The following is a 14,830-nucleotide window of genomic DNA, read 5'->3' as shown; positions in this document are numbered from 1 at the left end:
CTCGATGTATGATCAGTTGTAGGTGACGAAGGTCGGCACGACCCGGACGAAGATCGTCCCGTCGCGGAAGTGCAGGAATAGCGGCATGTGGGACTTAAGCTCTCGATAGCGCTCAATGACGAGGCCGGTGTCGGCCGCCGTCACCAGCGCCCACCCCGGTTCCCAGGGTGGGTCCTCGTCGTCATCTCCGTCGCCGAAGCCGAGCACCTCGACGGGAGGGGCGGACGGCTCGATCTCGGCCGTCGCGCCGGTCGCCATGCCAGCTGCCGCGGCGAGGCCGGTCAGCAGGCTGCGCTCCACGCCCCGATTGAGCTGTCGCAGCCGCCGATCGGCGAGCTCCGCGAGATCGCCCAGGCTCGCAGCGAAGCCCTGCAAGGCCTCCGCCAAGGCGATGCGCCCGGCCGCCTCGAGATCCTCCGCGAGGGTGGCGTCGAACGCCGCGAGCGCGCGGTCGGCCCGCACACCGGTGGCCTCGACGAGTCGGCGCACCAGCATCGCCGCGGCCGTCGGGGTCGGCTCCGATCGCGACGCGACCGCGTCTAGGGCGGTGAGCGGCGTCCCGGCATGGCCGAGTCCGGCGACGAGGTTCGGAACCCTGGTGGCCGCGCGCACCGTCGCGTAGGCGTTGAGGGCCTGGAACCCCTCGACCGGACCGCCCCCTCGGCATACCAGGGTCGCCGACAGGCCGTGATCGCGGTGCAGCTCGCCCACTCGGGCGAACGCCTCGCTCAACGAGCGCTCCGCCGACGATCCCTCGAACGTCGCCCAGATCCTATGGAGCTGGATCAGGCCGTTCTCCTCAAGCGGGCGCAGGACGTGCTCGACGTCGCGACGGGCATCGCCGAACTCGGCGGCGATCAGCACAACATGGCGTGGATCCTCCTGCTCCACCCATGTCCCGGGGCCGAAGCGGCGCCCCTCGCGCCGTAGGCGCTGGAGCGTACGCTCGCGCTCGATCTCGCCGTCGATCGACACTGCGTCGACCGAGATCACGGCGGTGACCCGGGCCTGCACCCCAGCCCCGCGCCCGTAGCGCTGGCGCAGGCTGGTCTGCAGCCTAACCACGATCCGCCTGTTCACCAGGGCAGCTGGATCGAGGGCTTCGCCGATCGCATCCCGGAAGGCGGCGAAGTCGGCCGCGGCGAGCCAAACCTTGAGCCGGGGCGGCTCGCCGCCGCCGCCGGGATCGGCCTCGCCGAGCAGCAGCAGGTGACCGTCGGACCCGTGAGGCTCGACGGTCAGTACGCTGGCCCGCACCGTGTACTCGCCACGCAGGCGCTGGCGCAGCCAGCCAAGAAGGTCGCGCAGCTCGCGGACCTCGTCGGCGGGCCGGGCCGACTGTGCATCGTCCATCGGGATGGGGGCAGGACGGACATCCCCCGGGTGAGCTGGGGGTACAGGCCCCCCACGGGTCGTACGGAAGAATCTGTGGTGTCGCATGGTGTCTTTCGCTTAGGTCGGGATGGGGCAGTGGTCCGGCGGCCAGCATGCCGGCGGCCGGATCGTCGAGGGTGGCGTCAGTCGAACAGCGGCCCGGGCTTGCCGTGCGGCGTCTTCGCCTTGCGCGTGGGCTTGGGGATCGCCTCGATCAGTTCGGCGATCGCATCGAGCCGCGCCCGGTCGGCCATCCGCAGCTCCTGCCGGAGGATGCCGGCGAGGAAGGCCAGGATCTCGTCCGGGTGATCGAAACAGCGGTGGGCCAAGCCGTCGAGCAGCGTCGGCGACGACGCGCGGCGCGTGATCACCGGCACCGGCAAAACGGCGACCTGACGCATCAGCCCGTCGTCCGACAGCTCGCGGAACGCGAACCCACAGCCCGGGTCCACGACCACCACGTCCAGGGAACCCCACTCGTACTGATCGATCGCACAATCGAACGCATGCCGAAGCGCGGCGACCGAGCCCGGCTGCTCGAACGCGATCGGATGTCGGATCAGCTCGATGGCGCCCTGATCCCACCAATGGGCGAGGGCATTGACCAGCGGGTGCTGAGCGCCGTCATCCGGCTCGATTAGGAACACCCGCCGGAGCCGGCGCGGGATCGGCAGGTCGTGCTGCCGGACCCACAAATAGTCGGCTTCCAGGCCATCCCGAACCACAGCGTCCTGCTCGGCCCATCCCGTCAGGAAGGCGTCGCGCACGAAGCCGGCGACCCCCGCGGTGAGGTTCCCCAGCGGCTCGGCCACGAAGGTCAGCTTGAGTTCGTGTTCGCCCAAGATGGCACTGGGATCGAGCAGGATGCCGGTCGCGTCCTGAATCTGGCGGATGAGGTCGCCGGAGAGGAAGGCGTGAAGCCGTCCGGTACGGTCGGGATCGACGGGTTGAAGCTCGAGGACGAGGCCGTCCTTATTCCGGCGCGGACGCTCGACCCGGGCGCGAACCTGCAAGCCTGGCGGCTCGTGCGGGCGGCCGGGCTCGTTCGCGCCCGAGAGCACGTGATCATTTGTCATTTTGGGTGTCCGTAATCTGGAGAGAGGATCGAAGGAGCCTCGTCGACATCAGGCGGGTGCTCTTCGAGCGCTGCCTGAGGTCTTCGTCCCGTTCTTCCCGGGGTTTTCAGCGGAGGTGCCTTCGCCCCTATCTTTCCGGTCCCCTTCTCACTCCAATCGAGCATCGCGAGATTGGGCGACGAGCGGCGGCTCGTGGCCCCATCAGATCTCTAATCCGGAGTCCACTTTCGTCCCCCGACGCCGTCTCGCCTGCTTGCGCTGATGCCTCGTTTCTCCCACCTCGATCGGTCGAGGGGCCTGTTCAGCGGCGGAGCCGCTCCCTTTGCTCAGGGACTTCGCCGAGATCGCCGTGAGGATTGCGCGGGTCGTCCGGACTTGCAAATCCAGCCAGTCGGTGAGTGAGCGCCCCCAACCGTCGAGGCGCTCAATCTCCCGCCATCGGGCAAATTGCCGGGCGAGACGTCCCGGCTTCACCATGACATCGCGGTCCGGGTCGGAGAGACCAGCCGTCAAACCCATGATCTCGGCGCATTGCCGCTCGAGCAGTTCGCCGATTCCCTCCGCCCATATCTCCAGTCGTCGCAGGATGCGTCCGCGAACGAAGCCACCTGGCTCCGGCCCGTCGGTCGCCTTTCGGGACACAGCGCCCTCCTGTCGGTGGGGCAGCGCGTCCGCCAACGCGGCCGTGTCGGTGATTTGACGGGCGATCGGCTCCGCGATCGTCTCGGCCCAGTCCGTCAGCGCTGCGACCTCCCGGCCGCGCGCGAATCCGCGTCTCAGGCTGACCCGGGTGAGGCCGCGCTGCGCGCAGGCTTCCAGGGGTGCCAGCGCCAGAGGCAACGTCCGCCGAGCGTCGGCAGCGACCTCTCTCGCCCGTGAGACCAGGGCCGTTGCCGTCACGACCGTAGGCTCGCGTGAGAGGTTGGCTGCCACACGGTCCCAGATCTCGTCGTCGGTCACGGGGCGCCGGGCACCGATCGGGCGTCGGCCCGCGATCGCTACGCGCTCCGCAGTCTCACCGCAGATCAGGTAGCTTCGCGCCCGGTGCCGGCTGGCCGCGGTATAGCCACGGAAAGCATCGACGGGTGCCGAGCCGTTTGGCATCACGAAGATGCTCTCCTCGCTCGTCACGCCCTGGATGCTGTCGATCGTTAGGACGTCACCATATCCCAGCCGGTAGCGAGGCTCGGCGGGATCGCCGTCGGGATGGAGCAGCGTCGTCCAGGCCACCGACCCCGAGCGGCCGCCGGCGTCGCGCAGGCGTACGCCCTCCGGCCCGATCGTCTCGATCTCCAGCACGCTGCCGTTGACCCCGATCTCCAAGGTCTGCCCGCTGGAACTCCGGGCCGGCGTGTGTGCGAACAGCCGAACCCTGTCGCCCACGGCTAGGGTGACCTCGAACTTGCGTCCGACGTTGTCGGTCGCCTGGACAAGGTGATCCGGGCCGACGAGTTCTCCCGCCTTCCTCCTCCGGGCACGGATCGCACCCGCCAGCATCAGAGCATCGGCGTTGGTCGGGGCGCTCACCGACAGGCTGTAGGTCGGATCGTCGGCGTGCTCGGCGTGCCGCTCGGTCCACAGGTCGGCGACCAACTCAGCAACCGCGGCGGGCGAGCCGGGCACGAGCCGCGCAGTTCCGTCGCGTCGCTTGCGCATCAGCGCTTCCGCCGCCCGCCCATGCCGGAACATGCCAGTCGTCTCACGCTCGTCCTGCTCGCGCTGACGAACGGTCGTCAGGATTTCGGGGATCGCTTCCGACCCCAACGCCTCCCGGAGCAGCTCGATGACCGGGCCGGCCGCCACGGAGGAGCATTGGCGCGGGTCCCCCACCGCCAGGATCCGGAACCTCCCGTTGGTGGTGCGCAACCGCATCAGCCGGAGCAGGTCGCGGGTGCCGACCTGCCCGAGTTCGTCGACGACGACGACCGTGTCCGGCCCGAGGACGATCTTGCCCCGCTCGCCATCCTCCAGCAGCTTGGCCAGGGCGAGACAGCGCTCAGCCGGGATACCGGTTTCGGTCAACGCGCGCGTCTGCTTCCATCCGAGCGACGTCCCGAACACGGTGGCGCCTGCGGCGGTGTAGGCGTCGACCAGGGGCTGGAGCAGGGTGGTCTTGCCGCTGCCCGCCACGCCGATCACCGCGGTGAAGGCCGCACCGGTCCCGAGCCGGTCCATCGCCTCGCGCTGCGTGCGCCCGTGCGCCGTCCCGGAGAAGTCCCGGCCCAAGCGCGATATCGCCGCGGTGATCGCCTTCGCGCTGAGCGCCCCGCGCCGCTCCGCGGCCGCCTCGCGGACGAGATCGATCAGCTCGCCTTCACGCTCGATGTGCAGTCCGGTGGTGTAGGATCGGGCCCCGCGCTGCCAGCCTGTCGCGTCTGCGTCAGGGCCAGGAGCTCCGGGCAAGAGCGTGACGATACGGCCCTCCTGGCGGACGCCACGGGTGTGGATGAGTTCGAGGACCCCTTCGACATCGCCCACTTCCTCGATCCCGGCGGCGATCAGCGAGCGCGCCGCGGCCAGCCGTACCTGGCTCTCCGGCAGGACCGCCACGTTCTCCAGCTTCGGCTCAAGCAGGTCGAGGGCGACCGCATAGGCTCGCTCCAGGCGTTGCTCTCGGGTCGGCATCGGTTGTACAGGCTCCGTGCCGAGCACGCCGAGATGCCGGTAGCCCAGGCTCGCCGCTTCGGCCTGCCAGCTCACACGATCGCCGAGGTCGTCCCGCTTGGCCGCGCGCGGATCGCCCTGCACACCCTGTTTCAGCAGGGCGATGCGGGAGCGCTCCTCGAGGTCGTCCCAATCGAGGCCCAGCTCGCCCGCCTGAGCATAGGCGGCGGTCGTGCCGATCATAGTGCGCTTGGCGAAGGCGGAGCGCACGGCGTCCGGGATCGCGGTGATCCGGGCACAGCCGAGCGTGGGATCGAGCGCGACCGCGATCCCGGCGCGACGCAGGTTCCGCGCGAGGTTGGCCTGGAAAATGGCACCGAGTTCGTGGACGCGTCCATTCAGCCGTTGCAGGTCGAGGCCGCCGACGTGACCATCCGTGGTTCTGACGACGTTCAGGACGGGGCAGTGGACATGAAGCTGGGCATCCCCTGCAGCGCCAGGGGTCGGCCGGCTAGTCCAGTGATCAAATGCAATCCAAGCGATCGAGCCAGTCTCGGAGCCGGCGCTTCCGGCCTTGCCTCGGCGTGCCCGTCCGATCAGGGGGGCGACCATACGAACCATCGTCTCGTGAACCGCTTCACGGATGGCGAGCGCGATCACCGCCGCTTCCGCAGGAGTTCTGGCGAGCGCCCAGGCGATCGACACGGATTTGTCCGCGCTCCAGCAAAGGTCGATGAAAGTCAGGCGCTCCCCGGCTTGGACTCGCTTGCCCGGTATCGGCCGGCCGTCGGCGCGGTGCCCGGCGAGTAGGTTGGCGATGGTCTCTAGGTCGAGCAGAGTGACCGGATCCAAGCCGAGGAGTTGTGCCAAGCGGGGATCGAGATCCGCCCGCAGCCGGGGCGCCGGACGGCCGGCATCCGGTCCGGTGTCGAGATCGTGCGCCCAGCCATAGTAGGCGGCGACCGCCCTGAGATCGGGAGGCAGCGTCACCTGCATGTAGTGCCGCGCCAGCGCCAGCGCCGGCGTGGCGAGCCGTCCGGTCAGGTAGGTGAGCACGGGCGATACTAGGGCGTCGCCGGTGATGTTCCGCCGACCTGACGACAGATCACACTGAGCAACTCGCCGTTGAGCTTCAGCAGCTGGGTGATCTGATTGAGGTTTCGGTTCAGCGGACTGAACTCGCTGCTCTCGGCAGGAGCCGCCGCGGCCTTCAGCACCTGCTCCAGCATCTTGGTGTGATCTTCAGCGGTTTGAATGAGGGCGTCCATCGCCTGGGATAGCGCCGAGAGCTGGTCGCCGAGGCGCTCGAGTGTCCAGGGAGCGGCGGCACCCGGATGGATCGGTGTCGTCTTGCCAGGCATCGCGATCGCCTCCTTCGTATCTGCACCAAGGGGTGCCTTGGTCTGTGGGTGGAATTCTTGGGGTGGGTTTGGCGGGTTGGAAGCGGGTCGCGCACAGATCCGCCACCGGTCGCCTACGCCTCGCGGGCGGGTCCGAAGTTTGGGAGTGTCGTTTGGGGGGCGAGTGGCCGGCCGTTCAGAGATTGGTTTTGAACGGCCCGTGACGCCCGAGGCATCGCGCGTGGATCAGAGGTCGCCGAGAGGATCGTGACAGCGCACAGGATCGATCTCCAATGGCATGATTTGCCAAGGTCGATCGCTCTGTGTTCGATCGGGATGTCCGCATCTTTCGATGTTCATGGCATCGCAGGTGGCGGAAACACGAGGGTCACCTCGCAGACGCGACGCCCATCGGCGATCCGACGGTAGCCGCTTCTTATGCAGACTTGGACGAATGGGCGCGGGTCGTTTCACTCGATCAGAGGAGCCCAGGTCTGCGCCGAGAGCACGTCGATCCCGAAGGTCTGTCGCAATTGCTCGGCTTGTGTGAGCTGACTGCCGAAGGCCCGCCGGTCCCCCAACGCGTAACCGCCCAAGCACCCGATCAGCAGCGCGATGCCGCTGCTGAGGCAGGCAACGCCGGCCATAAGATAGCCAACGCGCCCGAGGAGAGACCGGAGATCCATCCGGGCAACCTCCTCGACCTGAGCCGTACAACGCTTGATTGCCCTCAAATCATCGGCGATCTGCGTCGCCGCGCCGGTGATGCTTTCACCGAGACTTTTGACGCCTCCGCTGTACACCCCCAAGAATTCTTTGAGAGCCTTAATGTCGGCCACAAACACGCGGCGCTGGTGGTCGACCACTCGCACGAGCGCGCTGGTCGAGACCAAGACGTCGTGGAGTGGCTCGCCAGCGACGACGCCAGCTCGCTCGAGTTGTGCCTGGATTCGGGCCAGCTGAGCCTCCAAAGGACTCGGGGGTAGCGGGGAGACGGCAGTCTGCTCACGATCGGTCACGGCGCGACCCTCCAGTGCGACCGGGCGGCGGCCTTCGCCGCCAGTTCCCTGTCGAGGACGGCAACGAGGTCGCCGATCGGTGCGAAGCTCATCCAGTCGGCGATGGGCGCGAACGCCTTGGGCAGTGCCCGCAGCCACTTGGCGGTGGCTGCGGCGGCGAACGGCGCCAGGCAACGACCGTTGGCGTTGGGCCGGCCCAACGCTGCGTCCAGGTATGTTAGCCCGAGCGTCTCGATCTGCTCAGCGGACGTCAGGCGCGGAAGCCGTACGAGGCGGCCACCCCGTTCGAGCGCAGCACGGATCTGTTGCGTTTCGAGATACGGATCGAACGCCGAGATCTCGCGACCGGGATCGGTCAATCCCTCGTTGCAGCAGATGACGAAGTCGGCTGAAGCCAGTGAGGGATGGTTCAGGTACGGTTCGATGTATGAGACATCTCCCCGTGCAGGACCGATCATGCTGAAGATAAGCAGTTGCTTGCCGTAGTCCCTCATTAGGCCAGAGAGATCGACCTCGTCGAGGATCCCTTCAAAAACCGGATTGCCTGCGCCGAAATCGATCAGGCTCGATCCGTTGCCTTCCAGCTGAGTTTCGAGTTTCCGTTGAACGAAGGTTCGTAGATCCTGCAGGCTGGCGCTCTCCGGGCCGTCGACAGGCTTGTGGACGTCTTTCAGACCTGCGTTGGCGCGATCGGCGTCGCTGAAGCTCAGGGGACGCCCTGCGACCATCGCGCACTCTACCATCAATCGGCTGACCAATGTCTTTCCCGACTTTCCTCGACCGTGAGGGATGGCGCATGTACTGCTGAGTAAATCCTCTTTGAGATCGAAATCGTCTCGCGCGACCCCCATCCCATCGAACTTACCATTCAGGCGCGCCGCGGCGGGATCGGAGATCTGGGTTGCAGCGCCGCTCTTGGCAGCGCCATTATTCTTGGTCATGATTACTGTCCTTTCGAGTACTTCTATCACTTGGTCGGAATTTCGATGGTGCCGGGCATCGGCCGAGTTCCGGCACGTTGATCGCGGCGGAACCTTGCGATCTGCTCGTCAGCGCTCAGACGCGGCGGAGCTTGATGTCTCACAGCGGGCTGGCTCGGCCCGGATCGGGAAAATGAGCTCAGTGTCGGCGCCTCATGCGGCGAGACGGGAGCCGGCACTGGCCGCGGGGCGATTGAGGGTCTGAAGACACCCCCGTGAGGGTCACTCCTCTTAGAAGCAGTTCTGCTCGAGGAGGCCAGCGCGACGATGCCGGGCGGGAACGTTGGTTTCGGGGCGGTTGGAGGTTTATCGCCCCCTGCTATTTGCTGTCGGACGCGCGCCCAGGTCTTCGAGATCGTCGCTTCGCTCAGCGGTCCGCCATGATCGTTGTTCAGTCCTAGCGTGCGCACGACCTTTGTGAGTTCACGCAGGTCCAGCCTGGCGGAGCCGTACTCCTTGATAAGGACGGGGAAGTTATCCACCATCCAGGTCGTCAGCCTGCGATCGTCGGCACGGATCATCTTGATGACCCTGCGGGTTTCTGAACGGCGGCTCATATGGCCGCCCCACCGTCGCCGAGAATGGCAGGTTTAGGACCTTGAGCAGCCACTCTGCATATCGCCGAGGGTGGCGCTTGAGATGGTATGGGCACACTTAAAGAAGCCGGTCTGGACCAGTTCATCAGGATTATCTCGCCGTTCTTGGCGGCGAATCGACTATTCGATTGCCGTCAGCCCATTTTTGGAACAGCACCGGATTGTTTAGCAAGTCATACGCCTGCTTTTTACCGAGGGCTTGACGAGATAACCATTTGTATGCGTCGGCAAATTTGGGCTTGTAGCGGCCTAAAATGGTCAAAAATCTACCGCGAATCGCTACTTAAGCACTTAATATCGGGTGCGCGGTCCTCGACAACGTTGTGAGTCGGCAACACTCGGTGTTGTGAGTCAGCAACGCTCGGGAGAGTCAGGTGGATCGAGCTCAGTAGTGGCTGCGTAGGCCACAGCCCATCGAACGGCCGGGGACTCTCACCGGTGAGAACGAAGGTCATCCACCGGTCATTCACATCATTGATCCGGCTTCAAAGCCTCGGAGGCATCAGCACGACTGCGCTTAAAAAAATTGGGCCGCACCCGCTCAGTCCAGCATGCTACGTCGGTGAAGCTGGCTGCCAAAACTCGGGTGTGAACCGCACCAAGCTGTTGCAAGGTTTGTAGTTTTGTAATTCAAGGCAGCCGTTTTGCGGCCTGGAGCTGGCGATGCCAGACCTGTTCTGGCTCTCGGATGAGCAGTGGGCGGTATCAGCGGCCGAGGACGGCGCCGGTGGCGATGTCGAGGGCGGCAAACAGCGAGGTCGTGCCGTGACGTGTATAATCGTGGCTCCGGCGCTCGATTTGACTGGGCCGCATCGGCAGGAGGGGCTGGGTCCGGTCCAGCGCCTGAATCTGGGACTTTTCGTCGACGCACAGCACCAGCGCCCGTCAGGCGGACTGAGGTAGAGCCCGACGATATCGCGCACCTTTTCGGCGAACAGCGGATCGGTGGAGAGCTTGAAGGTCTCGCTGCGGTGGGGTTGCAGACCAAAAGCCTGCCAAATGCGATGGATCGTCGAGGGGGCATAGCCCACCGCCTCGGCCATGAAGCGCAGTGATCAGTGGGTCGCGCCGGGCGGCTTCGTCTCCAGCGTCAGGCGAATGGTCTCGGCGATCTTTCGTCGCCAATCGTGCGCGGTGCGCCTGGACGGGGTTCGTCCAAGAGCCCATCGAGCCTGCGTTCAGCAAAGCGTCGCCGCCACTTCGAGACCGTGTCGGCATCCACACCGACCGCCGTGCAGATCGCCTTAATCTCAAGCCCCGAGGCCGCCGCGAGCACGATCCGCGCCCGCCGCGTCAGCGCCTGTTCGGTCTTCTGAGCCCGGGCCAGCGACTCCAGTTCGCGCCGTTCCGGCTCTGTTGGGTCGATGCCAACCGCGGCCTTACCCATCGCGCCGTCTCTACGATCATCATTCCAATGATCGTAGAAACTTCGCAATGAGGACACTAGGGCCGTGACAAGCCCTCGCTTAACGGCACAGTGCACAGAACGACCGCGGGTACGACAGGCGAAACGCTCCTGAGCGCACCGCGTAGTTCCGTACCGTCAGCTGAACAGCGGAATGCGGACAACTGACCCTAAGCGGAAGTCCGGGATGCCTGGTTTCGGGCAGGGGCTTAATAATAAGCGGCTTCGAGCTTGGCTGGGAGATGCATGCTCGGCGGCATGGGCTTTTTTGTACGTCAGGTCGCGCCCGTCGAGGAGGGTCCAAAGCCTGCGTACCTATGCTGGCAATTAGCCGGATTGCTTATTGTTGGATTCAGAACGCGCTGCTGCTTGGAGTTCGGCAACATAGGCCGGAGCTAAACGAACCCCGGTTGCATTGATGGCCGCAAGCAACAACGCAGCAGCGAATGCCTTATTATCAACTTTGTTGTCTAGAACCTCCATGATCGGCGGAACGGTACGCATTGGCTGGACCAGTAGAAAGCGCTGGGTATGCAAGGTGCGCGTCCATTCCTGCCGCAGCCACTGTGCACAGTAGGGAAAAAGCATCTGCCCAAAAGGGGACCTACTATGTTGCTCAAAGAAACGAAATCCATTGCGCCAAATTTCGGTTGGATCAGGCGCGATACCATTAAAATATGCGTCGATTATTGTCTTGACCGTGCGAGCTAGATCGGGCGCTATGCCAGTTGCTATAGGTGCGAAGACAGTATGGCCGGCATGGTCGTCACCCTGTTGACGGCGCAATTCCGCCTGAAGCTGTGCCATAGAGCCGGTGCGATTAGCGTAGACGGCACGCAATCCGAAAGCGAGGATGGCATCGCAGGCCAACTGTTCGACAATCTCCGATTGTAGATCGGCTGGTGTGATCGTTCCGCGTGGCGGTGATACGGCGGTGAAACTCGTTTTCAACTCATCCAATCGAGTATTTACGAAGAGGCCATCTCGAACGAAGCGTTCAAGATTGTCGGCAAATAATGCGTGATCAGTAAGTTCGATTGAGCGCCGCAGGATAGAATTGGATAGGCTCATCTCCAAAACGGGGATTTGTCCGTCGGTCAGCACCTGAGGCAGGGATTGCACGATACCTACATCAATTCCCGACGCGATCTCGCATTCGGCAAGCAGATACCAAGCCGTATCAATCGCGCTGAGAGGAAGTTCGCGGATTGATTCGACAGGATCAGGATTGCTGCAAGAACCCGGCGGCACATCAATGGGCGATCCTCCGATATCGACAGCCTCGTCTTCGCAAACGGCTTTGGCCCACAGGATCGCGTGCCGAACGACCCGATGGAGGTACGCGGCACGAAGCGATGCTTCCGGGTCGACACCATTCATGGCTTTTAGCGCGACTGCGAACCCGTCTAACGCCACGGCAAAATGGCCTTGTCGGAGTGCTGCAGCCGCAGCGTCGGCGCCAAGCCCGATCGCCATATGGCGCATATCGTCCGTTTGTGATGCGTCTGCAGCGACCTGAGCGTCACCAAACCAAGCCTCGGCCTGTTTCCAATCTCCGCAATTGGCCGCGCTGATGGCTGCTTGACGCATTGCGAACGCGCGCTCGACCGGGTTGTCGGCGCCCACCGTGTCAGCGATGCCCCGCATGATCTGCAACGCGGTAGGGTGATCACCGCGTCGCCAGAATATTTTCGCGCGCGCACGTGTGATCAGCTGATCGGTGCCAAGCCTCTCGGCGGCCTCGTCGAGAACGGCGAGCGCTCCGTCGCTATCATTCAGCTGCTCGTCGAGCAGCGTTGCGCGGGCAATCCACGGCTGGATCGCCAGTGCCGAGATGCCCCAGTCTCTCGTCTTTTCGGCGATCCGCGCGTACGCGTCAGCCGCGGCGGCTGCGTCGAAACCATCGGCTTTCTCCTGAGCTGCCCACGGCCCGTTGATGAGTACGGAGAAATCGGCACCCAGCGGATTGGCCGGTGACAACCAATTGGCTCGGTCAGCCGGCGCCAGAGCAGCGAGGTCGTCGATGATCTTTTCCAGACGCGCGACGGTCGACAGCCTACCCGTGCCTAGTGAGAATAGCATGGCATCGGATGCGGCCCCGCTTGCTTCGGCTGTACCCTCGAAAGCAGCATGCACCTCGCTGCCGATACCGGGCGATGCCATGGCAAGCTTCCAAGCCTGCAGCCACGCCAGCCACTCATCAAAGTAATCGGCGACATTAAGAGTCGTGAGTACGGCGCTGCGAACCAGTATTTCTAAAACTTTCTTCAGCTGTCCGTTGGAAATTTGCGCAACATCGCGCATCGCGGCGGCTGCTACAGCGTTTATTTTGCTCTTGTCAGGCGTAGCGCTGAGTATTTTAAATTGTGCTGCCCGGATCATAACGGCGATCGAAGGTTCGTCAGGATATGGAGACATCCCCGGGTCAAGTAGCGGCAGAACATTTGTATTCTCAGCAAGCGCTGCAAGTTTTTCGCTTTGCATGCTGATGACACTCATCGATAGCCTAAACAAACTTAATGCCGATTTTCCAAGCAGCGCATGCATGAAAAGTGAATCGAAGTCGCTCGCATTGACGGTGCCACTGCTGAGCATATTCGTGGCTATCGCGTCGTGAAGACGTTGCTGTTCGTTGGCCGACAGCATGTTGCGTCCGGCGCCGCCTGCCAGGGGCGACACGCGATACTGGTCCGCTCCCAAGGCTTCAACCCATGGCCCGATTAGCAGATCCATGGCCTCCCCTGCCTGCGCGATGGGAGGCGGTGTGTCCGCCAGCGTCAATGCAGTCGACCGGCTGAAGCGGCCGATTAGGAAACTCAACCGGTACAGCAGTCCACGCGCATTCTCGGGCAATGCGCTGATAAGGGCTCTGCGGGCAGCTTCCTTTTCAGCGTCGATATCGCCGCTTGTCAGGCCTCGCATGATGATGCTGGATATTTCTTCGCGGGGCCAACCACGCGCCGCGAGCCCAACGATGAAGGCGTGGGTGAGCTGCGGGTGGCCGCCGGCACCGGCAACATGCGCGAGAGGACCCCACAACTTTGCATCGCCGTCATACAAATGGACGAGTGATTGCGTCTCTTCTTCGCTGAAGTACGGGCATCCGACGATGCAACGCGGCTCCAATCCGGCCGTAGTAAGCGCGCGATTTCCAGGCGGACTATAGCAGGTGAGCAGCGCAACACGGTCGCGGCGGCGGATTGCCGCCATAACCCGACTGAGAGCGCGCGCGACGCTCGGGTCATCAAGGTGATTGAGATCTTCAAAGATTATGAGCGATGCGTCGAGGCCGCCGATACGGCCGAAAGCGATATCGAGACGTTGCCGGGTTTCCGCGGCATCCGCATCACGCAGATCGATCATCGCGAAAACGTCGGCGCGCGCTTCGGCGGCAACGCGCGCCATGTGCGATTTGCCAAGCCCAGTGGCGCCAAACAGGATCACCGCCCCCGTCGTGTTGATTGCTTCAGCGACGGCGTTCTGTACCGCAGGGCGCTGAATGAAGCGGCTCGGCGTTATCATCGTCCGGCTGGTGATCAACCAGCCAGGATCGCTTACTGCCAGGGCGGTCGCCTGCCCTACACCACCGGCAACCGCGCCGGTTAAGCCCGCAAACTGCGATATCATCGCGTTGAAGGCGGCCTGAGGCACCGAAACCTGCGCTACCTCATCGATTAGCTCATAGAGCTCAGCCCGTTTGAGTACTCGCTTTGCGGTATCGGTCAGGATGCTCTTGCGAAGGACATGGAATGCTAAAACGTCGGCGAACTGCCGGGCGGCTTCCGCGGGAAGGCTGAAGCGGTCCCGGCCGATTACGATTAGCCGCTCGACCAACTCCTCGCGCAGGGCCGTGAAATCCGGCTGTCCGGCGTCCCACTTAATCCGTTGCAAAAGCTCGGTGCGCAGAGCGACGTCGTCGCGGGCGCGGACGTACTCCCGCACCGACGCTGGGAAGGCGTCGCTGTCGAGAATGGTGCGCAGTGGCGTGACATCAGCTCCCATCGCCGCTTTGCGCCAGTATTCCAGCCCCGCGATTCCACCCGGGCGATCATCAAGCGCCTTTTCGGTGCCGATCTCCGAGGTGGTCAGATAGCGAAGCGAGACCGTGGCATTTTGATTGCGTGCCACCAGATCGACAAAAGAGGTAATGGCGTCGTGAACATTATTGTTGTTAAGCGTAATTGAGCCCGAGGCGGCGGTATCTTTAACCTGAACCGCCGAGAGATGATCGCGTGTCACTCGCGCATAATCTTCAGCGACTTCAAGATAGACGTGCTCGTTTTGTCCAGTGTCCACCCAGGCCAGCGCACTGGCTAAGATTTGATAGGCATATCCCTTCAGCGAGGCGACAGCTTGGCGTGCAGCATCTCCTTCGGGAGCTGCATTTTCGGCATTACCTGTTGTAAAATGACTGCGGCTGTTCATTTTTTCTTTAG

9 protein-coding genes are annotated in these 14,830 nt (G+C 63.8%); 1 reads left to right on the top strand and 8 read right to left on the bottom strand.

All coding sequences use genetic code 11. From position 1 onward, the window contains the following. Positions 1-12: 12 nt before the first annotated feature. The 6 genes from MKK53_RS07895 to MKK53_RS07870 form a co-directional block, all read right to left on the bottom strand. Positions 13-1,353: an exodeoxyribonuclease VII large subunit gene (locus tag MKK53_RS07895; protein ID WP_243928146.1), complete on the bottom strand. Its 1,341-nt coding sequence runs from the start codon at positions 1,351-1,353 to the stop codon at positions 13-15. Between the two features lie 164 nt (positions 1,354-1,517). Next, the gene (locus tag MKK53_RS07890) at positions 1,518-2,450 is read right to left on the bottom strand and encodes a hypothetical protein (protein WP_243928145.1); all 933 of its coding nucleotides are present in this window, start codon (positions 2,448-2,450) and stop codon (positions 1,518-1,520) included. Positions 2,451-2,651: 201 nt separating this feature from the next. Beyond that, positions 2,652-6,110 (bottom strand): MobF family relaxase, encoded by a 3,459-nt coding sequence (mobF, locus tag MKK53_RS07885; RefSeq protein WP_243928144.1) that lies wholly within the window; start codon positions 6,108-6,110, stop codon positions 2,652-2,654. Between the two features lie 8 nt (positions 6,111-6,118). After that, complete coding sequence (locus MKK53_RS07880) at positions 6,119-6,415, bottom strand: hypothetical protein (RefSeq protein ID WP_243928143.1); 297 nt, start codon at positions 6,413-6,415, stop codon at positions 6,119-6,121. A gap of 449 nt (positions 6,416-6,864) precedes the next feature. Continuing rightward, complete coding sequence (locus tag MKK53_RS07875) at positions 6,865-7,413, bottom strand: hypothetical protein (RefSeq protein ID WP_243928142.1); 549 nt, start codon at positions 7,411-7,413, stop codon at positions 6,865-6,867. Further along, positions 7,410-8,354 (bottom strand): hypothetical protein, encoded by a 945-nt coding sequence (locus MKK53_RS07870; RefSeq protein WP_243928141.1) that lies wholly within the window; start codon positions 8,352-8,354, stop codon positions 7,410-7,412. Before MKK53_RS07870 ends, MKK53_RS07875 begins: the two co-directional genes overlap by 4 nt. A 1,298-nt stretch (positions 8,355-9,652) precedes the next feature. Between MKK53_RS07870 and MKK53_RS25705 the strand changes: the two genes are divergently transcribed. Beyond that, positions 9,653-9,892, top strand: coding sequence for a hypothetical protein (locus MKK53_RS25705; RefSeq protein ID WP_409564291.1), 240 nt, complete (start codon positions 9,653-9,655; stop codon positions 9,890-9,892). A gap of 187 nt (positions 9,893-10,079) precedes the next feature. On the opposite strand, the gene MKK53_RS25700 is transcribed toward MKK53_RS25705, so the two are convergent. Next, complete coding sequence (locus tag MKK53_RS25700; RefSeq protein ID WP_409564290.1) at positions 10,080-10,376, bottom strand: helix-turn-helix domain-containing protein; 297 nt, start codon at positions 10,374-10,376, stop codon at positions 10,080-10,082. 345 nt (positions 10,377-10,721) lie between these two features. After that, positions 10,722-14,819, bottom strand: coding sequence for a hypothetical protein (locus MKK53_RS07860; protein WP_243928140.1), 4,098 nt, complete (start codon positions 14,817-14,819; stop codon positions 10,722-10,724). Positions 14,820-14,830: the final 11 nt, after the last annotated feature.

This window comes from Methylobacterium sp. J-076 (assembly GCF_022829405.1).
GTDB lineage: Bacteria > Pseudomonadota > Alphaproteobacteria > Rhizobiales > Beijerinckiaceae > Methylobacterium.
Note: the sequence above shows the minus strand (reverse complement) of the source record. Positions and strands in the feature narration are given on the sequence as shown.

Excerpts from the sequence above, each read along its gene's own strand:
- MKK53_RS07860 (WP_243928140.1), bottom strand. The coding sequence starts at position 14,819 with ATGAACAGCCGCAGTCATTTTACAACAGGTAATGCCGAAAATGCAGCT.
- MKK53_RS07895 (WP_243928146.1), bottom strand. The coding sequence starts at position 1,353 with ATGGACGATGCACAGTCGGCCCGGCCCGCCGACGAGGTCCGCGAGCTG.
- MKK53_RS25705 (WP_409564291.1), top strand. The coding sequence starts at position 9,653 with ATGCCAGACCTGTTCTGGCTCTCGGATGAGCAGTGGGCGGTATCAGCG.
- MKK53_RS25700 (WP_409564290.1), bottom strand. The coding sequence starts at position 10,376 with ATGGGTAAGGCCGCGGTTGGCATCGACCCAACAGAGCCGGAACGGCGC.
- MKK53_RS07870 (WP_243928141.1), bottom strand. The coding sequence starts at position 8,354 with ATGACCAAGAATAATGGCGCTGCCAAGAGCGGCGCTGCAACCCAGATC.
- MKK53_RS07890 (WP_243928145.1), bottom strand. The coding sequence starts at position 2,450 with ATGACAAATGATCACGTGCTCTCGGGCGCGAACGAGCCCGGCCGCCCG.
- MKK53_RS07880 (WP_243928143.1), bottom strand. The coding sequence starts at position 6,415 with ATGCCTGGCAAGACGACACCGATCCATCCGGGTGCCGCCGCTCCCTGG.